This window comes from Oceanobacillus massiliensis str. N'diop (assembly GCF_000285495.1).
Taxonomy (GTDB): domain Bacteria; phylum Bacillota; class Bacilli; order Bacillales; family Amphibacillaceae; genus Oceanobacillus; species Oceanobacillus massiliensis.
Genome location: NZ_HE610980.1, coordinates 245,082 through 267,718, shown reverse-complemented (window position 1 = coordinate 267,718; position 22,637 = coordinate 245,082). Strand labels below are relative to the sequence as shown.

General features: G+C 34.3%; 19 protein-coding genes and 2 pseudogenes. 18 read left to right on the top strand and 3 right to left on the bottom strand.

Annotation, left to right across the window (positions count from 1 at the left end; genetic code table 11):
* Nucleotides 1-498, top strand: a pseudogene (locus tag OMHG_RS18630) (hypothetical protein); the annotation flags it as partial.
* 73 nt (nucleotides 499-571) lie between these two features.
* Here the strand turns inward: OMHG_RS18630 and OMHG_RS17580 are convergent.
* Nucleotides 572-1,150: a lasso peptide biosynthesis protein gene (locus OMHG_RS17580; protein WP_010651993.1), complete on the bottom strand. Its 579-nt coding sequence runs from the start codon at nucleotides 1,148-1,150 to the stop codon at nucleotides 572-574.
* A 370-nt stretch (nucleotides 1,151-1,520) separates the two neighbouring features.
* On the opposite strand from OMHG_RS17580, the gene OMHG_RS16435 reads away from it, so the two are divergent.
* The 9 genes from OMHG_RS16435 (at nucleotide 1,521) to OMHG_RS16395 (ending at nucleotide 11,740) form a co-directional block, all read left to right on the top strand.
* Entirely contained in the window at nucleotides 1,521-2,336 is an 816-nt protein-coding gene (locus tag OMHG_RS16435) for an HNH endonuclease (RefSeq protein WP_010651992.1), read from the top strand.
* Between the two features lie 50 nt (nucleotides 2,337-2,386).
* The gene (locus OMHG_RS16430; protein ID WP_010651991.1) at nucleotides 2,387-2,587 is read left to right on the top strand and encodes a hypothetical protein; all 201 of its coding nucleotides are present in this window, start codon (nucleotides 2,387-2,389) and stop codon (nucleotides 2,585-2,587) included.
* A complete protein-coding gene (locus OMHG_RS16425; protein ID WP_010651990.1) occupies nucleotides 2,571-3,449 on the top strand; it encodes an LPO_1073/Vpar_1526 family protein in 879 nt (292 codons plus the stop codon). Before OMHG_RS16430 ends, OMHG_RS16425 begins: the two co-directional genes overlap by 17 nt.
* Nucleotides 3,450-3,622: 173 nt before the next feature.
* Nucleotides 3,623-4,192: a tyrosine-type recombinase/integrase gene (locus tag OMHG_RS16420; RefSeq protein ID WP_010651989.1), complete on the top strand. Its 570-nt coding sequence runs from the start codon at nucleotides 3,623-3,625 to the stop codon at nucleotides 4,190-4,192.
* A gap of 120 nt (nucleotides 4,193-4,312) precedes the next feature.
* Nucleotides 4,313-5,335 (top strand): hypothetical protein, encoded by a 1,023-nt coding sequence (locus OMHG_RS16415; RefSeq protein ID WP_010651988.1) that lies wholly within the window; start codon nucleotides 4,313-4,315, stop codon nucleotides 5,333-5,335.
* A gap of 11 nt (nucleotides 5,336-5,346) precedes the next feature.
* A complete protein-coding gene (locus OMHG_RS16410; protein ID WP_010651987.1) occupies nucleotides 5,347-6,189 on the top strand; it encodes a heteromeric transposase endonuclease subunit TnsA in 843 nt (280 codons plus the stop codon).
* On the top strand, nucleotides 6,173-8,299 hold the full coding sequence (locus OMHG_RS16405) for an integrase catalytic domain-containing protein (protein ID WP_010651986.1): 2,127 nt from the start codon (nucleotides 6,173-6,175) through the stop codon (nucleotides 8,297-8,299). The genes OMHG_RS16410 and OMHG_RS16405 overlap by 17 nt, the downstream gene beginning before the upstream one ends.
* Nucleotides 8,283-9,896, top strand: coding sequence for an ATP-binding protein (locus tag OMHG_RS16400; RefSeq protein ID WP_237566212.1), 1,614 nt, complete (start codon nucleotides 8,283-8,285; stop codon nucleotides 9,894-9,896). Before OMHG_RS16405 ends, OMHG_RS16400 begins: the two co-directional genes overlap by 17 nt.
* Complete coding sequence (locus OMHG_RS16395; RefSeq protein ID WP_010651984.1) at nucleotides 9,893-11,740, top strand: TnsD family Tn7-like transposition protein; 1,848 nt, start codon at nucleotides 9,893-9,895, stop codon at nucleotides 11,738-11,740. Before OMHG_RS16400 ends, OMHG_RS16395 begins: the two co-directional genes overlap by 4 nt.
* Nucleotides 11,741-11,788: 48 nt before the next feature.
* On the opposite strand, the gene OMHG_RS16390 is transcribed toward OMHG_RS16395, so the two are convergent.
* Nucleotides 11,789-12,511 (bottom strand): hypothetical protein, encoded by a 723-nt coding sequence (locus OMHG_RS16390; RefSeq protein ID WP_010651983.1) that lies wholly within the window; start codon nucleotides 12,509-12,511, stop codon nucleotides 11,789-11,791.
* A gap of 116 nt (nucleotides 12,512-12,627) precedes the next feature.
* Here OMHG_RS16390 and OMHG_RS16385 point away from each other — a divergent pair, with 116 nt between their 5' ends.
* Entirely contained in the window at nucleotides 12,628-14,598 is a 1,971-nt protein-coding gene (locus OMHG_RS16385) for an ATP-dependent nuclease (RefSeq protein ID WP_010651982.1), read from the top strand.
* The gene (locus OMHG_RS16380; protein WP_010651981.1) at nucleotides 14,595-16,361 is read left to right on the top strand and encodes a UvrD-helicase domain-containing protein; all 1,767 of its coding nucleotides are present in this window, start codon (nucleotides 14,595-14,597) and stop codon (nucleotides 16,359-16,361) included. The genes OMHG_RS16385 and OMHG_RS16380 overlap by 4 nt, the downstream gene beginning before the upstream one ends.
* A gap of 1,351 nt (nucleotides 16,362-17,712) precedes the next feature.
* Here OMHG_RS16380 and OMHG_RS16375 read toward each other — a convergent pair.
* Complete coding sequence (locus tag OMHG_RS16375; protein ID WP_010651980.1) at nucleotides 17,713-18,423, bottom strand: SDR family oxidoreductase; 711 nt, start codon at nucleotides 18,421-18,423, stop codon at nucleotides 17,713-17,715.
* Between the two features lie 190 nt (nucleotides 18,424-18,613).
* Here OMHG_RS16375 and OMHG_RS16370 point away from each other — a divergent pair, with 190 nt between their 5' ends.
* From OMHG_RS16370 to OMHG_RS16355, 6 genes and pseudogenes are all read left to right on the top strand, one after another.
* On the top strand, nucleotides 18,614-19,186 hold the full coding sequence (locus OMHG_RS16370; protein ID WP_010651979.1) for a TetR/AcrR family transcriptional regulator: 573 nt from the start codon (nucleotides 18,614-18,616) through the stop codon (nucleotides 19,184-19,186).
* Between the two features lie 295 nt (nucleotides 19,187-19,481).
* Nucleotides 19,482-20,336, top strand: coding sequence for an aldo/keto reductase (locus OMHG_RS16365; protein WP_010651978.1), 855 nt, complete (start codon nucleotides 19,482-19,484; stop codon nucleotides 20,334-20,336).
* Between the two features lie 442 nt (nucleotides 20,337-20,778).
* Nucleotides 20,779-21,003, top strand: coding sequence for an alpha/beta fold hydrolase (locus OMHG_RS19475; RefSeq protein WP_147629102.1), 225 nt, complete (start codon nucleotides 20,779-20,781; stop codon nucleotides 21,001-21,003).
* Between the two features lie 41 nt (nucleotides 21,004-21,044).
* Nucleotides 21,045-21,890, top strand: a complete 846-nt coding sequence (locus OMHG_RS16360; RefSeq protein WP_010651977.1) for a DUF1835 domain-containing protein — start codon at nucleotides 21,045-21,047, stop codon at nucleotides 21,888-21,890.
* Nucleotides 21,881-21,976 (top strand): annotated as a pseudogene (locus OMHG_RS19355) (transcriptional regulator); the annotation flags it as partial. The gene OMHG_RS16360 and the pseudogene OMHG_RS19355, both read left to right, overlap by 10 nt.
* A 216-nt stretch (nucleotides 21,977-22,192) precedes the next feature.
* Entirely contained in the window at nucleotides 22,193-22,609 is a 417-nt protein-coding gene (locus tag OMHG_RS16355) for a VOC family protein (RefSeq protein ID WP_044477073.1), read from the top strand.
* Nucleotides 22,610-22,637: the final 28 nt, after the last annotated feature.

The window sequence follows — 22,637 nt, the reverse complement described above, 5'->3', positions numbered from 1 at the left end:
CAGCATGAACCACAAATTAAAAATTTTATAATGAATTCTCTTGAAAATACATTAGAAAATCAAACTGCACGCAAGGGAACAGAGCAGGTAAAAGTTTTTCAAACAATTGAATTTGATGAGACTTTTTATAGGGTCTGTGCGAAAATCATATTCAATTACTTGGCCTTTGTGAAAGGCCAAGATTTTGTTTTAAAGGAGTGTTTTAATCCCATTCGACACTGGATTGTAAACGGTGGAGAAAACAACTTCGTTACCTTGAGTGGGCAAAAAATTAATATGCCTATTTCTTATCCTGAAAAAGCACATAAACTTTTTATCATTCAAGATAGAAATTCTTTAAGGGGTCTTATAAGTTTTTATGGAGATCATTTTGAAACTCTCATTAATTTATGTGATGATTTTGACGGAGTCCTTGGGCTAGATGGTTTTATTTGTGACTGGCAAAACAGGCAAGAACTCAGATTGATTGATTATATAAGTAATTATACAAGCCATTAAATGAAAATCTTCTACCAAATTGAAAAAGACTGCAATAGGTAGCCCTATACTTTACTTAAAGACAGCACTGCATTTAAGAGGGAGACGTTTTCAAAGTGCGTTCTGTATTTTTGTATCTCTGTCGAAGTTCAGCTATATCCAATTTCAATCGGAGTTCTCTACCAACAACTTTAACAATCTTCCATGCCCCTTCTTTAAAATGGGGGTACCGATCCATGTATTTTACAAAAGGAGTTCTCAAGACTTGATTTGCATCTCTATCAAAACCAGTTGGTGATAGGGATCCGTAAGTCCTATCAGACTTTACTTCGGTTTGTAAATCATACCCTGCATAGATTGGGGCATTCCTAGTTCCATCTAATGTCAGTTGGATGGCAATATCGAAAACCTTACCATCAATTTCTATCCAAGAATGATCAAAATATTGAAATCCAGTTTTTACCTCTCCGATACATAAATCATTTTCAACTTTTTGTTCATTAAGTAAGATGTGAAAAATGCTGGAGATTAGATGGCATGCTCCAGGATTAGGGTGCTTTTTATAATAGTCAGATACTGCAAAGAAGGTCTTATATATTTTTTCACTTTGTTCGTGTTTAAGAGGAATACCCTCAGCCGTTATGCGATATGGTTTTGTTTGACTTGTCGCCATAGAATTCTCCCCAATTCAATTAGTAATTTAATTTCTATTATGATTAATTATAACATTTTGATTTCTAGTTTAAAATTATACTAACCCTACTGTAAATTAATCTGTTCCAGAATCATAGCTTCTAGGATAATTAATAGAATGTGTTTCAAAATATTAGTTTTCTTATCTGGGATGTACCCATGGCTTATTAGACCTTATGGTATAATTATGGGCAAAGGAAAAATAAGGAATTAATATATTTAGTTGTATGTTTTATGGGTATAGCCTTAACGATAATGGTGGATTACTACATAGATAAAAAGGAAATAGGAGAAATAATATTTTCACTAGGATTTCAAACAACAGAATTGTTGGAAAGGATATGAATCTTTTGGATAAGAGAAGCACAAAAATTAAATGGCATGGGAATGAAGCAATAAATATGGCTTCCCATGTAATAGCAGAATTGTATGGATTAAATGACTTAACAATTGAAAACTGGATTTTTTATGCAGATGTTGATTTTTTATCAATCTGTGCCAAACCACGTAAAAAAACTATACTACATGAGTACATAGAATATATTTATTTTACTAATTATGACTACATGTTGGATAAACACTTTCCAATGGAGGTAATAAATACATTAACTGGTCTCTTGGACTTCTATAATATTGATTATACAATTTTAGGTAAGTTTGATAATGTCGGTAAGACAGATGATGAACTGAATCCTGAAGAATTTGAAGAAGCTGAGGATTATGCAAGAGAATTATTTGACTTTTTTATGGACGAGTTGAGCCCAGTAATTATAGATGATATATTTACCGTGTTGTATTCAAATAAACTTTTCTTATTCGAGTTTAATTCTCAGTTAAGGGAGTTAATTTTAAATTTAAAGGCAGAAGATATTCCAGAATACTTAAAGAAAGACGGAGTTATAAAAAGATGCAAATATATTCCTCAATGGTTAAAGCGAGGAGTATTTATGAGAGATAAAGGGAGATGTCAGATTTGCGGTGCTGATTTAACAAAGATACTCAACTTAGATAATACTGAAAATTATGACCATATTATTCCGTTAGAAAATCGTGGTAATAATGATCCTATTAATTTCCAACTTACATGTGAACATTGTAATAAGTCTAAAGGGGATAGGAGTATGGCATTTAATAGCTTATCAAATCGTTATTGGGATATAGATTGAAAAAGTTGTACTCACAGTAAATAATTAATAATTACAGAGAGGGTACTAAAATGGAATGGATACAAGAGAATATAAATTGGATTTTTAGCGGTATTGGTGTGTCTGCTATTTTGGGCATTATAGGTCTCTTTACAAAAAATCATAAGGGAAAAGAGCAAATGATTAATTCAGGTAATAATTCAACAAACATTCAAAGTGGAAAGGATGTTAATATAACACTTGGTGGTAAAAATGATGGACAAGAAAAATGAAATAAATAGTGGGGACAATTCAACAAACATACAGGGAAGACAGGTTCTGGTTAATCAACAAATTGGGATAAGTTATTCCGATGCAAGACAGATAGCTTTAGACGTTTATAAACAAAACTTCTACGAATTAAGTGAGGAAGCAAAAAGTGTTGCATTAGAAAGAGCAGAAAAATTGATTGATGAATTATTGCGGAATTTAGAGAAGGAATTGCCAGAACAAATAGAAAAAATTAAAGTTCCAGATGTTCAATATACGCTTATAAAAGCTCAAAGTATATATGCTCGAAATGGTGGCCCCGATACCTTAGAAATTCTAACCAATCTTTTAAAAGATAGATTTAGAGTAAAAGAAGACTCTTTAAAAAAGATAGTATTAAATGAAGCGATAGAGATAATACCTAAGTTAACTATAAACCAACTAAATTTGTTAACAGCAATATTTTTGGTGAAAAATTGCAAAATGTCAAAAGTCAGAGTGTTGATAGAATCTCTTGACACCATTATAACTGATGATTTAGTACAATTTATACAAGAACGAAATTATTTTGAGCATTTGGTTTACGTCGGGGCTGCATCGAATGATATTACTACAGACTCCTCCCAAAATCTTGAATATTTTATAAGGAAATCTTATTCGGAAGAATTAAACGAAAAAGTCGAAGGAAATACGTTAGATGTTTTAGACCCACCAGTAAGAAATCAATTTGTTATTGATACATTGAGTGAATCAGTCTTCTTCAAATGGAATCATGGGTATTTTAACCGTTACGCTTTAACAAGTGTTGGAATAGCACTAGCAGTTACACACTTCAATATTGTTATGAATGCAAATATAGATTTGAATATCTGGATAAAAGGATGAATTTATAATATAAATGATTATAGACTCATTTACTTTACAAAAACGAGGAGAGTAAACAAGGAAATCCTATTAAATTGGGATTTTTATTTTTAGATTTTGCCTCTAGGCTGTTGAATCTTACTCAAATAGAGATATATACTGAATGTGTGAGATCATGTAGGAGGTGATCAAAAGTGAAAGTTGTTCATCCGATTCGGGATTTAAAACAACTTGAAGCAGTGAAAGGATACCTTCGAGGGAAAAATAAAAGAGACTTTTTGCTTTTCATGGTTGGTGTTTCATCGGCCCTCAGAATCTCCGACATCTTGATTTTGAAAGTGAATCAAGTATGGGATGGTAGGAAGCCAACAGAGTTTATTGAAGTGAACGAAAAGAAGACTGGTAAATATAAGCGATTTCCGATCACCCCAAATTTAGCGAAAAGCATTAAAGAGTTTATGAAAGAGTTTCCTGATAAGAATCAGAACGACTTTCTTTTTACCAGTAGAAAAGGAATGAATCAGCCTATCACAAGGCAATATGCTGCATCAATGTTGAATGAAGCCTGTGATATGGTAGGAATAACAGAGAAATTTTCAACACACGGAATGAGAAAAACTTGGGGCTATTGGGCTTTTAAGAAAGGAATATCCCTTGATTACATATGTATAGCACTAAATCATAGATCCGTTGCCGAAACAAAAAGGTATCTCGGTATATTACAAGAAGATCTTGATGAACTGTACTTACAGGTCAATTTATAAAAATATAGAAAAAATTAAAGGCATTTGTTGCTGACTTTGTTATACGGAGAAAAAAACAATCCGTTTTGCCAAAAGTCAACGTAACAGATGCCTTTTATTGTTTTTCAGGAGGATAAATAAATGTTGGAAAAGATTGAGGTTGTTATAAATCACATTGATGATAATTTTAATTCAGAAATTCACAGAAAAGATATAGAAGAATTAGCAGACTGTTCTTTTGAGGATTTTTCTGTTGAATTTGAAAAAGAAATCGGGATGCAGTTCCTACGGTATTTAGTTCGTAGGCAATTAACTTTAGTTAAAGAAGAAATAAGTCGTAAGAACGGTTCAATTGATAAAAAGTATTCCCCTTTCAATGGGTATGATGAATTTAGGACTATATTCGAATTTGAATTCAATATTAAGGTAGATGAAGTATTGGATAATGGAAAAATAATTCTTCAAGACAGATATGGTTCTGAAGAATGGAGAAAGCATGATTTGGTTTTAAAAGAGTTACTAGATAAGGCGGGTAACTCAACTAATGCACTGAGGTATTTGCTTTCACTTCCTCCTTACTATTTAGAAGGTATTCCTAGCTATTTTTATTCAACATACAAGGTAGAAGTTATCGACTTACTCATCAGACGGACCTATGGTGAATTATTATCTACCTCAGAATATAACAATGTTGTATTTGAACTTGAAACATTTTATATGATGGGCATTGAGTATTCTATTAAAGATTTAATAGTTATTACTAATAAGTATGTTTTGGTAAACCGAGGTTTAATTAATAGATTACTTCTGGATTATGGGGCTGAATTTGAATATTCAGTATCAGAGTTGAGAACCTTATGGGGAATTTCTTGCGATGAACAACTTTTATTAAACGGAGAGGACTCCCAATTATCCCACAATGTTTTAAAGGCTATCCGTAAGATGGAGAGCGGATCTCAACGCTTTGAAAATATTGATGAACTTCGTAGTTGGATTAGTGTTGATTACAGCAAAACAAAAAATGGTCCCAAAATTCAACGGGATGTAACTTATCCATATTCATTAATTGAAGACGAATATGAAGTATTAGAAACGGGTGTGCTAAGAGAAGAGATAAATGACTTGTTAGTTCATGGGTTGCTGTATTTAAAACCGAAAGAATAGGAGAATATTAGATGATTAAAGAATGGAACGAAAGAACTATCAATAGGTTCCTGGAAGAGAAACGAGGACAAGGAACAGGAAAAGACTATAAGCCGTGGCTGCAAGTTCAAGACATAGGATCCAAAGGAAGATCTACACGCACACTGGGACATACGACGAAACGGGTGCATCATCTATTCAGTGATTTGCAGCTTTATTACTTCAATTTATTGGAGTTCGATGAAAATGTCACTGAGATAAGGGAGCAGTATCCTTTATTAGATTTCCACGACATAAATATTCAAGTGGATGAGGAGCTTACAAAGAAACTATTTGATACAAAGACTCAAGTACCACATATCTTTACGGTTTCTTTTTTGGTAACAAGGAAGGGGGAAAATGGTGAGCACTATAATCAAGCAAGAATAATTAAGCAATCACAAGAGCTGGAGAAGAATGCTACCTTACAAAGATTGGAACTACAAAGAAGGTATTTTGAAAAGAAGGGAATTGATTTTGGGATTGTTACGGAAAAAGAGATTAATAAACAATTGGCCCGAAATATTGGATGGGCCTTGAACTCCTATGACATTCAAGATTATCCATCACTTACTTTAAATTTGCCGCATTTAAAAAAAGATATGGTTCATTATTTGTCGGATAAATCAGCCACCTTTCAAGGCATTTTCACCCGATTGGAAAGAGAATATAGCTTGGATGAAGGATTGGCTCTGATCTTATTTAAACATTTGATTGCCCATAAAAAAATAAGCATGGATTTAAGAAAGAAAATCTATTTGACTAAAGAAATAGATAATTATCATGTTGAATTTAGTAGTGAGAATGGTGGTGTGAGGTATGCAGCTGGTAATTAATGATTTATTACAAAGCACTGAGAATCCAGAATTTATTCAAAGGGTAGTCTGGGTCGATAAGGAGAATCAACTTTATTTCCTTGTTAATGTTAATGAACCGTCATTCCCTTACAGTGAGGAAATACACAATATAGAAGCATCCTTAAACACAGGGGAGATTGCGAAGGTTGCAACTGATCCGTGGGCTATCAGTGTCAACGATGAGGATTTATCTAAGATAGAAATTGAAAAAAGAGAAACAGTATGGAAAGTAATAAACCAAATCTATCTAATTCCGGATATCTTTATCCCAAAACGGAGGTCAGAGTTAATTAAAGCGGCTAGTAAAAGTTATTCTTTAAGTACAAAGACGGTTCGTCAATATTTAAAACGATATTGGGCAAGAGGAATGGTAAAGAATGCACTCTTACCTGATTTTAATAATTGCGGAAAACAACGGGAGAAGGAACGTCAATACACCAAAAAGGCAGGAAGACCATTTGTCTATTCCTCAACTATTCAGAGAGCAGCAATCAATGATGAGTGGAAGAAAATAATTAGAATAAGCCTAGAAAAATACTACTTTATTCGTTCAAAACCTTCATTAAAATATGCTTATCAACAAATGGTAAAGGAGCATTTTTCCAAGGAGGATGAGAGAACTGGCTATAAAGTATTGGATATGGACCGACCAGTAATTTCTTTTGATCAATTTTACTATTGGTATCGCAAGTGGTTTAAACCAGAGGATGCCATTCACAAAAGAGAGGGAAGAAGAGAATACTTACAAAACTATCGTGCTATAACTGGTTCCGCTACAGAAGACTCAATGGGGGTAGGTACTTATGCGATTGATGCTACCATTGGTGATATTTATTTAGTATCAAGTTGTGATCGGAATAAAGTTATTGGTCGCCCTGTCATTTATTTAACTGTAGATATATTTTCCAGATGTGTCGTCTCGGTGTATGCAGGAATTCAAAGTATGTCAAAGGAATCGGTGAGATTAGCTCTTGCAAATGCTTTTGAAAATAAAAAGGAATTTTGTAAAAGAACTCTTGATATGGATCTTGATAAAGATGATTGGCCCATTCATTATCTACCGCATACTATTTTAGCGGATCGAGGTAGTGAGTTAATTTCCAATGAATTAACTCAGATTACGGAGGACTTAAACATCAAAATCCAAAATCTAGGATCGTACAGACCTGAGCTAAAGGCCGTGTGTGAAAAATACTTTGATCTTCTTCAGCAGCACATCTCTCCCTTCCTCCCTGGAGCGGTACAGAAAGATTTTATGAAGCGTGGGGGGAAGGATTACAGAAAAAAGGCAGTATTAAACCTAAACGAGTACGTTCAAATATTAGTCCGAACGGTGATTTATTATAACAACCATAATTATTTAACGGGCTATCCTTTAACACAAAGTATGATACAAGAAAATATTCTTCCGATCCCGATTGAAATTTATAAGTGGGGGTTACATAAAGGATCAGGTTTATTGAGGACTATTCCTATAAATTCCATAAGAAGCAGCGTTTTACCCAAAGGCAGTGCAAAAATCACCCCGAAAGGAATCAAATTTGGGAATCTATACTACACTTGTTCGATAGCATTAAAAGAACGGTGGTTTTCTAAGGCTCGAATACAAGGGAGTTGGAGTATGGGAGTGCATTATGACCCTCAAGATGTATCGAATATCTACATTCGAATAGATAGACAGAAACATGAAGTCTGTACACTAATTGAGCAGTATGAAATGTATCGTGGTGCAAAGATGGAAGAAGTAGAGACTTTGAAAACTGATATAAGGCATAAAGAGGCAGAATATGAGGAGAGCAGTTTGAATGGGGCAATTCAGCTAGCTCAAGAGATAGAGGAGATTGTTAAAAAAGCGAAAAAAGAGTCTGGCAATCAAATTTCAAACGGTAAGGTTCCTAAAGATATTAAGAATATTAGGGAAAATCGAGAAAAAGAGAGAGAAATTATGAAAAAGGAAAAGCAAACCATAGCGAATCAACATGCTAATAGGAAGAAATTAAACGAAGTAAATCAAGATAGCGAAACGGTAAAAGTGATGGATATTTTCCGTAAAAAACAAAAGGAAGTGCTTTATGATGGGGATAATTGAATTGCATAATGGCACCCAAGCACAAGTTGCAGACTATAACGAACAAGAAATATTGGAGTATCAAGGCAATCCTCTTATAGAGGCATTGCCTCCAATCTATTCTCAGGAGGAAGTCATTGACCATCTAAGCATGTACCCTCCATATAATAAGGAAGAAAGATATTTGAATGATCATCAGAGAGTACATCTAATTTCTAGGTTGCTGCATTATTTTCAAGCTATCCCAATCCATCTAAGAATTGAATCATCAATATCTAGGTTGATTAGAACTGGTTATACCTATCGCAATCCAGTAAGTTCTACTTATGCACAAACTTTTGTTGATAACTGGAATAATATACAAAATAAATCTTTTGATAAGTCTATTATCCAGACGGGACAAACATTGAGTATTTTAGGGGTCTCTGGTGTTGGAAAAACACGTACATTACAGCGAATCTTGCAAACCATTCCACAGGTCATCTCTCATGTGTCATATAAAGGGCAAGCATTAAACCACTATCAAGTAACCTATTTGAAAATTGAGACCCCTTTTGATGGTTCCGTAAAAACCATTATTTACGATTTTATGTATCAAGTAGACCTACTTCTGGGCTCCAACTATTTTAATAGATACGTAAACAGTCATTTGTCAACAAGTCAGCTAATGCCCATTATGGCTCAGATTGCTAAAAGTATAAACCTTGGCATGCTAATTTTGGACGAGTTACAACATTTAAAGGGTATAAAAAACTCTAGTTCAGCACAGATATTAAACTTTTTTACAGCGTTAATCAATACGATAAATATTCCTCTTATTATGGTTGGAACCCCAAAGGCAATGGATGTCTTGCAATCACAGTTTAGACAAGCAAGAAGAAGCACTAATATGGGGAATATCCTGTGGGATCGCTTTGAAAAAGATGCTATTTGGGATTTATTTGTTGAGGGAATGTGGAAATACCAGTGGACAAAAGAGGAATCCCATTTTACAGAGGAGATTTCTTCAGCATTATATTATGAGTCTCAAGGAATCTCGGACATTGCAATAAAGCTCTATATGATGGTGCAACTGCGTGCTATTAGTAGTGGTAAGGAGAAAATTACTACTACATTAATTAAACAAGTAGCACAAGAAGAATTGAAAATGGTTCAACCGATGTTACATACGTTGAAATGCAAAGACTACAGCAAGCTAGCAAAATATGACGACTTAATGCTACCAGATATGGAGGACCTTATTAAACAAGAGCGGATTATTGTTGATCAAAAACAGGTTATGGATTCACTTCAAGAAGGGGTGAAACGGAAAAATGAGCAGGCTAAACTCATTAATGATGCTGTTTTTCGTTTAGGGATGCTTGGTTTTAATAATGATGTTGCTGTTAAGGCAGTACAAAAAGTCGTTTCAGAGAACAACCAAATTGGTGCTTTATCGCAAGTCGTAAAAAATGCGTTTCTTCTATTAAACAATAAAGAAGAAAGGACGGACAAAGTAATCAGTAACGACCTAAGAAACATTATAAAAAAAGGGGAAGAACAACAATTAACTGCGTATCAATCATTATTAGCTGCTGATGTAATTAAGCAGGATTACCCTGAATGTGAAGTATCATGATTATACAATTCCCAACCCCGTATCCTGATGAACTTTTATATAGTATTGTTGCTCGGTATCACATCAGATCTGGAAATATCTTTTGGAAACATACATTGGAAGATTTATTTGGAAGGAGGACCATAAGTGCTTCGGTATCGTTGCCAGCGGGAATTGGTTCTCTTATTCAGCATTTACCTAATAACACGACATTGAATGAGCAGATGCTTATAGAGAAACATACAATGTATCCTTTCTATACTGCGTTCTTACCATCAGAAAAGGCACAATCTATTTACGATTCTATGGTAAGTGATGACGGAAAAAAGATTTATGTGCAATCGGGAATTATGGCCAGTTCTATTCCTCAAAACAAGTATTTAAAGTATTGTTCAGCTTGTTCGGAAGAAGATATAGAAATGTATGGAGAAATGTATTGGCACCGAATTCATCAGCTACCTGGTAATCTCATTTGTACTAAGCATGAGTTGTGGTTAGAGGATAGCGATGTATTGATAACTCATTCTAATAAACATGCTTTTATCTTACCAGCCACTAGCAACTGTGATTTGAACAGAGAGAGAAAGATTGCTGAGAATAGCCTAATACAACTGAAAAATATTGTTTTACAAGCAGAGCATTTGCTGAGTAGGAAGTATCAAAACCAATCATTTTCTCATTTTACACAGTTTTATCGCTATCATTTAATTGAAAAAGGTTATGCTAGTTTTAAAGGACGGGTAAAGCAAAAAGCGGTATATGACGCCTTTTATAATCTTTATTCTGAAGAGTTATTGAATACTCTTTGCATAGAGCCTAGGGCCACACAATGGATAGCCAATTTTTCAAGGAAACATCGAAAATCGTTCCATCCATACTATCATTTGTTGATGCTCAACTTTCTTGATTTAAACGTAAATGTAGCATTCGAGGCAACTTCTTTTAAAAATACCCCATTTGGTCTTCCTAATTGGCCTTGTTTAAATGTAGTTTGTCCAAATTACAAAAAAGCTGTTATTCAAGCAGTCTCTATAAGGAGCTGTGAGAAAACTAAATTGCCCATTGGTAGATTTTCCTGTAAGCACTGCGGCTTTACTTATACGAGAAAAGGTCGGGATCAGAATGAAGAAGATCGTTTTAGATATACAAGGATAATGAACTTTGGATTTATTTGGAAAAAAGAGCTTCGTGTATTGCTTGAAGAAAAACTAAGTTATCGGGAAATTGCTCGTAGGTTATATGTTGATCCTAATACGGTAATTAAATATACAAATGCTGACGTAAATGAATCTAAGTCTACGGAAATTTTGAGTGTAAAGAATGCTGATTCAACGGTACATCACCGCAAAATATGGTTGCAATTGCAACAAGATAATCCCAACTTATCAAAAACAGAATTGAGAAACAAAAAACCATCAACGTATGCCTATTTATATAGAAATGATAAAGAATGGTTGGGGAATAATTCACCTAAATTACGAAAAGGAAATAGCGAAAATGATCGGGTAGATTGGGATAAAAGAGATCAGGAAATATTAGATAGGGTTAAGATGGCAACATGGGAACTTAAAAATTGGAATGAAAAACCAAAGAGGATAACCGTTAAGGGCATTGGTGATGCGATAGGTGAAAGAGCCTTATTAGAGCAACATTTAGACAAGATGTCGAAAACCAAAGCATTTATTAACCAGGTATGGGAGTCTGAACAAGAATTTCGTCTGCGTAGGGTAGAAGGTGTTATCCAAGACATGCGTAAAACGGATGAAGGAGTAAAGTCATGGAAAGTATTGAGAAAGGCTAATATTAAAGCGGAATATAACACCGAAGTGTCAAGTTATATTGGTCAATTTGAAGATAGAATGTAATCAAAAGTGAGATTGGATATTTCCAATCTCACTTTACTTTAAAGCACATTACCAATAGTTGCAAAGGGTAGCTCTTGACATAGCATGAATACAATCGAAGTAATAGGATAATTCTTTTATAGCATTTGTTAAATCCTTCAAATCTACTTTTGTATTAACATGTGCCTGTACAACTTCCTCGTTATCATTAAAAATTAGTAATGTACTTTGTGCTCTATTGGGTTTAAATTGAGTAAGGACATCCTCTGGATCAACCTTTTTAACACTAAATTTTTTGTTATCAACATTTTTGTTTTTAGTAAATGGATATCGAAAATAAGTGCTGTCAAAATCATAACCTTTAATTAAATCAACGTATTTTTGGTTGTCAGGATTAATGATGTTCCAATCTCCATTCGGTGCTTTATCAACTAACAAATCTTTATTATCTTCAATTAGTTCCAAGTAATAACGGTAAAGTGTTGATATGTCGTGACATTTTGTAATTTCTCTCCATTGATTCTTCTCTGATTTAATAAATGGTATATTGTTATCGAAGGCTACTTTGCCTTCTTTATACGGCAATTCCAATTTTCTATGGAATATAGTGATTAGTGATTTTAGAAAAAGTTCAACTGAATGCCTGTATAGATATAAAATCGGCATCTCTCCCGTATATACGCTATCATCATAACTTTCATCGAGAAACAAAGCCGTTTGTCTGAAATTTGATGCTGTGATGCCAAAACCTAAGTCAATGTGTGTTGAAATGTCAGTCATCATATATTTCATATAAATTCCCCCCCCATTATTAAAATCACATCGTCCATATTTTCCCATTTATATGATAACATTATAATTGTGTAAGGTATATATTTTCTGGAGTTATAATGTTTAGGAGGATTCGTATGTATATCTCTAAAATAGAAATTGAGAATTTTAGATGTTTTAGAACTGCAGAAATAGAATTTAATCCAGGTATGAATGTAATTATAGGTTCTAATAATGCTGGTAAAACGACTGTAATTAAGGCATTAGAGTTGATATTTAATAGAAATAATACAAGGTCAACTCTATCATTAGATGATTTTAACAAATCAATTTCAGACCTCAGTGAACCTCCAGAGATAACAATTACAGCAACGCTTTGTTCATCAGAAAACAATACTGAAGATGACAAGGCGGTTGTAGCAAGCTGGCTAACAAAATTAGATAGCCCTTGGGAAGCAAAACTCACCTATAAATTTTTCTTGCCTGAAAAAAACGCCGAAAGATATAGGGAGGAAATCTCACAAGTATATGAAGAAAATAGATGGGAGATTCTCGAAAAATATTTTCCAATGTATGTCTCGAGGATACTGGGTGGCAATCCTGATAATAATCTAAGAGCAGATGTGGAATATCTGGATAAAATACATTGTGAAACTTTAAATGCACTTAGAGATGTTGATAGCCACATGGCATCGGGGCGGAATTCATTATTAAAACAAATCCTATTACACTTTAAAGATTATGGTATTGAAAAAGACTCAGATGAGATAAGATTTGAAAAAAACCAAAAAGCGAAAGAAGAGTTTCATTCATCTACAAAAAAAGTAGTAAGTAATATAGTTGATAGAATACAGACTGAAGAAATTCTTAAATTAGCAAAAGAGACGGGAGCAATTATTGGAGGATCACCAGGTTTAAAAGGTAGGTTGGAAGAGGCAGATGTATTATCTATACTTAATTTGATAATAAGGACTCATACCAATATAGAAGTGCCTATATCAAATAATGGAATGGGATACAATAACCTAATTTATATATCTTTAATTTTAGCTAAATTTAAAATGATTACCTCTAAAAATCAAGGAGAGAATGCGAAGGTCTTCCCTGTCCTACTCATAGAAGAACCAGAAGCTCATTTACATCCATCTCTTCAATATAACTTCCTTAAATTTTTAAAGGAGGAAGTTGATAAACAGGAACATAGTAGACAAATTTTTATTACCACACATTCTACGCAGATAACTTCTGCGGTCGGTTTAGATCCAATTATATGTTTAGAGGCTGACAATGATGCAAAGGTTCAAGCTAAGTACCCTGCCAGAGTATTCTCAAACTCAAAAGATGATCAAAAATCAAAAAGGTATGTGGAAAGATTCTTAGACGCAACTAAATCAGCCATGTTATTTTCGCAATCTGTATTATTTGTAGAAGGAATGGCTGAACTTATGCTATATCCAGTATTAGCGGAGAAATGTCGATTTGATCTTGACCGCTCACATGTCTCACTAATAAAGGTTGACTCCTCTACGTTTAAACATTTTATAAAATTATTTGGTGCAAACGTAGAAGAAGAATGTATAATTTATGCTCTGAATAAGAATGTGGCTTGTGTAACTGATGCAGACCCAATAAAGAAAAATGAATTAATAACAAAAGGAAAAGGTAGCGGATGGAATGCTTGTTGGCCATTTGAAATAGGATCACAAGAAACTTTTAAATATAATAACATCTCCAATAATCTGAAGAGTTTGATAGGTTTAATAGGAGATTATGAGAGAGTAAAAGTATTCTATAATGATTCGGGTTACGGAAAAACTTTGGAATATGATTTAGCATGGGAAAATTCAGAAACCGATTTTTTTAAAGAAAACGTTAAAGAGCTTGAAGAGTTTGATGAGTTGATAAATAGTAATTGGACAGCTGAGGAGCAAGAAAAAGCGAAAGTAGCTTCAGGTTTTTTGCAATATGCTGAAGGAAAGAAAGGTGAATTAGCCTTTGAGTTGGCTGATATATTAAAACCAATTGGTAGTCCAATAATATGTGTACCTCAGTATATTGTGGATGCTTTCAAATGGGTTTGCTTTAAGAGAGAAGATGAAGTTCAATGAGTGTGTCTTACCGTAAGATTTCGTCTGAACACTTATTAGAGGATGTAGATAAATCTTTTAAAGTGATAGCAGGTCCTGGTGCAGGAAAAACGTATTGGCTAATTCAAAATATAAAACATATTTTAAGGAAATCAAATCGAATACTTCCAACATCAAAAATTGCTTGCATCACCTATACTAACGTAGGGGCAAATGAGATACTAAAACGGCTTGAGATAAAAGAAAAGGTAATAGAGTCCTCAACCATTCACAGCTTTTTATATAAGAATCTTGTAAGTCCCTATGTTTATTTACTAACAGATGATGACTCTGAACCATTGGTGGATATTACTAAGATGAAGACTCATGATGAAAATATAGCTTCTTCAGGACTAATCTATCAATGGAAAACGAAATATAATATCAGATATTTTGACAAAAGCAAAAAGACGGCAAAGAAAATTAAAAGTTGCTTGGAAGATTTAGATTGGTTCTTTGATGAGAATGAGGAATTAACATTAATGACCAGAAAGCCGTTTTCATCTCGAATTGGGAGGTATTCTGTTAGGCGAGAAGATTTGTTGAATTATAAGAAATATTGTTGGTCAAAAGGCATAATACATCATCAAGACGTACTTTATTTCTCTTATTGCTTACTAGAATCATACCCGGTGCTAAGGGAGATATTAGTCGCTAAATATCCATACATCGTACTTGATGAATTTCAGGATACCAGTCCGATACAAACAAAGATAATTAAATGGTTATCTGAAAGCGGGGCTGTTATTGGGGTAATTGGTGATCCTGCTCAATCGATCTTTGGGTTTCAAGGAGCTTCAAGAGAAGCCTTTGTAAACTTTCAGCTTCCTAACCAAAAAAATTATATTATGAATCAGAATAGACGGAGCGGTGAGAATATTGTAAGTCTATTAAATAAATTGAGAGGTGATGAAATAAATCAGACGTGTCTATGGACAAATATAGCTGACCATGTTTCCTTAATTGAGTGTGACGGAAGTGATTTAAAGCAAACGATTGAATCATTCAATTCTAAAAGGAAAGAATTAAATATGAATGGTGACTACTGCATTTTAGCGAGGAATAACCCAACCGTATCAAAACTGAAAAATGGGCAATTGATAACCCCTTGGGAGGACTTAGAACAGAAGGATTCAGCAAACAGGTATCGTTTTCTGCTGTCTCTAATGCAGTGCCAGGAATATGGACAGAAAGGGATGATTGACTTTGCGATTAAAGAGTGTGTTAAAGCATTTCAAACTGATGCAAATGATAAATTAAAAAAACCTTTTAATAACGGTAATCTAACGTCACTACAAAAAAGAAGTATTTCAGTTTCCCTATTGGAGTTTCTGATTACTAATCGAGGTGAGGCCTTGAAAAAGAGTGTTTTGGAATTCTATAAGGATCTTAAAACATTCTTCAAAAACCAAAATTTGGATTTGCAAGGTGTAAGTGCAGGAGGTTTTAAGACATTTAGTGAAGGCACTTTAGTGAAGGAACTCATAGATGACCTTAAATTACCTGAAGAAAAGGATAGTGAAATTAGGACGATCCATAAATCAAAAGGGGCAGAATTTGAGTCAGTATTAGTTTACCTTGAAGATATCGAAAAATTACTAGAGCCAGATATTAATGAAAAAGAGGATGAAACAAGACTATTATATGTTGCATGTAGTAGGGCAAAAAGATTTTTGTGTATCGTAACCCCTCCTTTAGATAATGAAGAAAGACAAAAAACAAATAGATTAATAGAAGGTAAATAATATTAGTATCAATTTATAACTTAGTATAATGAAAGTGGAGACATGTGTGTATCGAGCTTTATGTAATAATCTAATAATAGAATAGGAGCGTATCTTTGGTTCGTCTTCTCGATTAAAATCCAGCAAAAGCATTCAGGTTAGGCATGTTGATGGGTTTTAGGGAATGAGAGTAAAAAGCCTGTTGGAGAAGCCTGAATATCCATTCCTATCTCCTTAACTGTTTTTTCTATTATATCTCCCTGTTACTTTCCATTTCCCTCTGCTAAAAAGTCGGTACCCACTGCTAAATAGTTGGTATCCGGATCGGAAGGAAGAGAGAAGAAAAAGAGCAGGCAGACCGTTATGTACTCAATCGTTTTTTAATCAGTTTTTTCAATAAAAATCAATATTTTATCGGGACGGATCCAGTAGGATTTCGTCCCTTTTTATTTTCCCAAAATCGGGAGAAAGTCCAAATAATCCTTTGCGTTACTATATTCACTGGGTGTCAAATCCCTTTTCGGTTGTTATCCCCACCACATAAATCCGTAAGATTTTAGTCATCTTTCCTCCTCATTTTCTTCTGTCTATTATGTCCTACAATTGCTATATTTCCTTTCTTTTCTCCCGATTCTTCTCCTCCATTCTGGTACCATCTTTTTAACATTGTCCGAATATTCGATACAAGCCAGAGCGGAGAAAAGAGGGCGAAAATGGGGGTTTTGGGGAAGAACTTAATAACATAATGGAGGGAAGAAAAAGTCGAGAAAAGAGGGTGGAAGCCTTGGTGTATAAGGGATTGAGGGGGATTTGGAAAAATTCCAACTAAGTAACAGGGAGATAATTTGTTTCTTTAAATAAAGTTCCCACCTTAGATAAAATCAAGGGTTCTTAAATAAAAATTACATTCCAATTCCGAAGATTTTCCGGTATTTATCCCGGCAAATCTTCGGTTTTTTTATTTCCGAAATCGGAAAATATCCCATCGTAATCACCATTTCAATCAGAGTGTAGTTTTATAAAAAAGATTGATCATTTAAAACAAAGTTCGATATTTAAAATAAAGATTGATAATTTGTAATAAAGTTTGAGAAAAATAACCTCTTCAAAAATGATGTCCGTAAGAGGTTATTTTTATTATTCAGAAAAAATGCGGAGTGAAAATGTTACAGAAGTATAACCCCCAATAATTTAACTCATCTTGAGTAAGGGCTCTTAGTAACACGATAAGTAACTTTCTATATTTACCTTCACAATTAACCCAAGTGTAATCTAAAAAATTTGTAGCAGTAGGTCACAAACACAACTGCTATATGAGCCCTTCTCTTAGATAAACATAAACGAATAGTCGGCCTTGTATAGTCGGGAAGTTTTATATTGATTGCAATGTAGGTCTGATTACTATCTCGTTTACGTTGGCATCATCAGGATGATTGATTGCATAGGCAAACGCTTGTGAGACAGTGGATGGGGAAAGACTTGGATAGTCTGAATACTCATCCAACACACCAGTCGCTGTCATTCCTGGTGAGATGATTGTAGACCGAATCCGAGACTCCGTTGATTCTTCCTGACGCAGCCCTTCTGAAATGGCACGGACAGCAGACTTGCTTGCGCTATATACAGCAGTTGTCGGGATAACCTTATGTCCCACGACTGAGGACATGTTGATGATATGTCCTGATTTCTGTTTTCTCATTGTCGGCAATACTGCAGCAATGCCGTAAAGAACTCCCTTGATATTCACATCAATGGTTTGCTCCCATTCGTTCATTTTCAGTTCATGTAACTGAGAATTCAATTGAACACCAGCATTATTGATAAGAACATCAATTCTCCCAAACTTTTCCATTGCAAACTGTGCCAGCCTCTGCATGTCTTCAACTGAAGTTACGTCTGTCTGCATATAAACTGCGTTACCATCATGCTGAAGAATGTTGTCCACAATGGTTCTTAGTCGATCCTCTCTTCTTGCTGCTAATACAAGTCTTGCTCCATGTTGAGCTAAAAACTTTGCAGTGGCTTCTCCAATTCCGCTGGATGCCCCCGTAATAATAATTACCTTAGATTGTATGCTTTCCACTTCTATCTCCCCTTAATTTAATTTTTTATTTGCCTCTCAACAGTTTATTGAACAAATGTTGATTATTTAACTGTTGTTGACTATTATTATAAAGAGAATAAAGATAAATTCAATCGCTAATATACGTTATTTAGTTTGATATACAACAAACGGATGAATAGTGTTGATTAACGAAGGGAGACCTTAACAAATGGAAAACAAAACAGATAGACGAATTCTTAGAACGAAGAAAGCCATTAACGGGGCGTTTCTGGAATTGTTTATGGAGAAAGAATTTGATCGAATTACTATTAATGACATTTCTGAACGAGCTGATGTGAATCGTGGGACTTTTTATCTTCATTATATAGATAAACATGATTTGCTGGATCAATGCATCGACGACCATTTGAACAGAATGATTAACTCTTGTACCTTTTCCAAGTTTACAGAGGAAAAGGTGGAGATGGTTGAGGCAATTGAGGCGCTGAAGTCCTTGTTTATTTATTTTGAGGAGAATTTCCTATTCTTTTCTTCGATGCTTTCCAATAAAAAAACTTACGTATTTCGGGAACGGATGTTGGAATTCCTTTCGTCTGCTATACAGAAGAAGATTCATATACAGGGCATCAATCAAAACATGGATAAGGAATTGATTGTACAATTTATGGCATCAGCATTTGTTGGAACTGTGGAGAGCTGGATATTAAATCGCATGCCAAATTCACCTCAAATGATGGCAGAGCAAATATGGACATTATTTGAACGGAACGATATTCAATAATTTCAACTGTATTGTTACGACAACAGTAACTTAAGTATCACCAAGTCTATACTTGATAAGATCAAAGTATTGGTTTGTGAGTTGTTTTTAATCAAACTTTATTTTAAACCAACACTTGAGGCGTAAAAGAGGGGGGAACGTGGGGGGATGAGAAACCAAGAGAGTAACAAAGGCATAGTAATTAATCCCGGTTAGTGTAGGATTTTTATAATTCGGGTATTGTAATTATGGACACCATGGAAAAATCTATTCCATTCTCAACTTACATTGCAAAATTTTTAAAGGAGATGAGATTTTGACTTTGAATAATAATGGTTTTACTCTAAATGATGGTGGAGAACTTCCTTTTGTGGGATTAGGCACAATCGGTATTAACGGGGATCAGGGCACATTTGAAATCTTAAACGCTTTAAATATAGGGTTTCGCTTAATCGATACTTCAACAAACTATGATAATGAAGGGATTGTCGGTGAAGCTGTGCGTCGGTCCGCACTGCCCAGAGAAGAGATTTTAATTAGTACGAAATTGCCCGGTGCTTACCATGAATATGACAAGGCATTTATCTTTATTCAAGAATCTCTGCGCCGCACTGGATTAAAATATTTTGACAAGTATTTAATTCATTGGCCAAATCCTAAGGAAGGCAAGTATGTAGAAGCTTGGAAGGCTTTAGTGGATGCTCAAAAACAAGGGTTAATCAGAACCATTGGCGTTTCAAACTTTGAACCAGAACATCTGGACGACATTATCGAAGCAACAGGTGTGACACCTGCTACAAACCAGGTGGAGCGCCATCCGTATTTTAATAATAACCGTATGGTGGAAGAAAATAAAAAACGGGGCATACTTACTGAAGCCTGGAGCCCTTTTGGTCGAGGATATCTGAATGACGTGCTGGAAAATACCACAATTAAAGAAATTGCGGATAAGTATGATAAAACCCCGGCACAGATTATTTTAAATTGGAATTATCAAGCGGGCGTATTTTCTATACCAAAATCAAGTAATCCAGTGCATCAAAAAGATAATTTCAATAGCACCAACTTTGAATTAGCAGCTGAGGATATTGAAACAATTGATTCATTGGATAAAGGAGAAGCCGGCCGTGTAGAAGGGCAGGACCCAAATGAATATCACGAATATGTATAGGCAGGACACTATATAAACATCGTATAGTATTCATAAAACCAATGTCGTTTTTGATACGATATTCGGTTGGAAACTCTGAATTAGATAGTTTGGAACAATAGATAAAAGAAGAGTCTGTATATAGTAAGTAGTTCAGTTTTGGAGTATAAAATAAAATTTACTTCAAACTGGACTACTTTTTTCATTATAAATTACATTCCTAATTACATATAAACTGATTTATAAAATGCAATTGAAAATAACAGATGAATGAAAATTTGTAATTCTATGGCACAAAAAGCAGAATAGTTCAACAACTATTCGATCATTTATGATAAGGTTTTATTTATAGATATACTCACGGGGGAGATGAAAACAATTTGGGAAATACCATTCTAAAATCTTAGGTAAAGACAAGCCTCTTATCTGTCTTCCGGCAGCGGCGTTTACTGGACTGGAAGGATTGAAGATTGGCGAGAGCACATCAGATTGTTATGAATGTCACCTTTTAGACCTTCCAGGTATGGGAAGAAGCGAGGGAATCAAGGAGAGAATTTCATTAAAAGAAATTTCTGATTGGCTTAAAGGATATATTGACGATAATCGGATGGATAAGGTAACACTTATTGGTCATTCTATGGGTTGCAGCGGTTGTAGCCATTGGTGTTATGTTAATTCTCATTTTTAATAGAAGAAAAAGAGCCAAATAAATAATAGGGGTGATCGTCATTGATTAACACTGTTGATAGAGAATTTGAAGCGGTACATATCGTGTGTGGGGAATCGCAAGCGGGTTCTTTACGTGTTGGTTTAGGGCGTGAGAATAGGATAATAGGCTTTCCTGATTTCTTTGCTGTCGGACCTATTTGGAAGCTTCATCAAGAAGGTGGCAGAAAGTGCAGATATGAATGGTTGAGAGACCATTTGAATTATCCAGATGATTTTATTAAAGAAGAGTATGAGAGAAGATTTTCAAAAACTCTTACAAAAATTGACGCCATACCAAATCATGTCCCAATCATAATATGGACTGCTGAAAATGCAGATGAACAAACGGGATTACGTTATCTTTTGTATTTACTCAAAGAGAAAGCGAATGAAGTTTCCTTTATAAATACAACAACCGCTTACCAAGATCTATTTAATACAAGAGAGTTTCAATATTTTTATTCTCATACAAGTGAGGTTGAACCTGAGAAACTGAACACTATCTATCAAAATAAATTACAAAAGCCTTTAACAGCTGAGGAAAGAATACGATTTGAAAAAGAATGGATAACCTTATCAGATACTAAAGGGGTGGTGCGAATTTGGAAGAATGACAAAATCAGAGAAGTAGGCGAAGGTCACTTCGATGAATTAATTGTTGCCTCTGCTCAAATATTACATGATAAACAAAGCAAGAAGGATTTCATAAAAGCAGCAAGAATAATTGCTGAGGTTTATAGCCATATAGAGAGCAATATAAGCGATACATTCCTTGAATATAGAATAAGAAGCCTGATTTGTAACGGGATTTTTGAAATAAAAGGAATTCCGAAGACCATGAGGCATTATAGCGTGAAATTAAGGTAAAGAGTTGCCAGATCAGTCATGGTTTTTCACAAGATCGATTAGCTGAAAAATTAGGGGCTTCCAGGCAAACGATAAATTTGATGGAAAAGGGGAAATACTACCCTCCTCTTCCTTTAGCAATGATTATGGTGGAATTATTTAAAACAAAGGAGAAAAGCATTTTTTTTTCGAGGAAGAGGATTATAAGTAAAAGATCTAATGATGAGATCGATAAGAAGCGCTCCAGAACTATGGCGTTTAGAAGGATAAAGGCCTCTTATAAGAAGAAAGTGCATACTATAATATTAGAAGGGATCAATAGAATGAATGATAAATTACTAAGGATAGGAACAACTTATATACCAGTGACCAATGTAGAACAATCTTCTGACTGGTATGTCAGCAAATTAAGTGCAGAGTTAAGTTACAAAGACAAAGATAAAGCAATTCTTAATTTTGCAGATCAAAGTTTTTTTCTTGTTAAGTCGAATGAAAATCAAAGCTCAAATTTCTATGATAGTAACGGTGTTGAGCGTTTTTCTTTAACATTTGAAGTAAATGGATTAAGTGCCCTGGAAGCCATACATAAAGATTTTACAGAAAAAGGGATAAGGGTCGGAGAAATTGAAAACAGAGGACATGCCGGAAGAAACTTTGTTTTCTATGATTTAGATAGCAATAAATTTGATGTGTGGAGTGAATTAAGTCCGAGTTTCAAAGAAAAAAACCTTATAGAATAGCTAAGAATATTTTTTTTAAAACGAATTG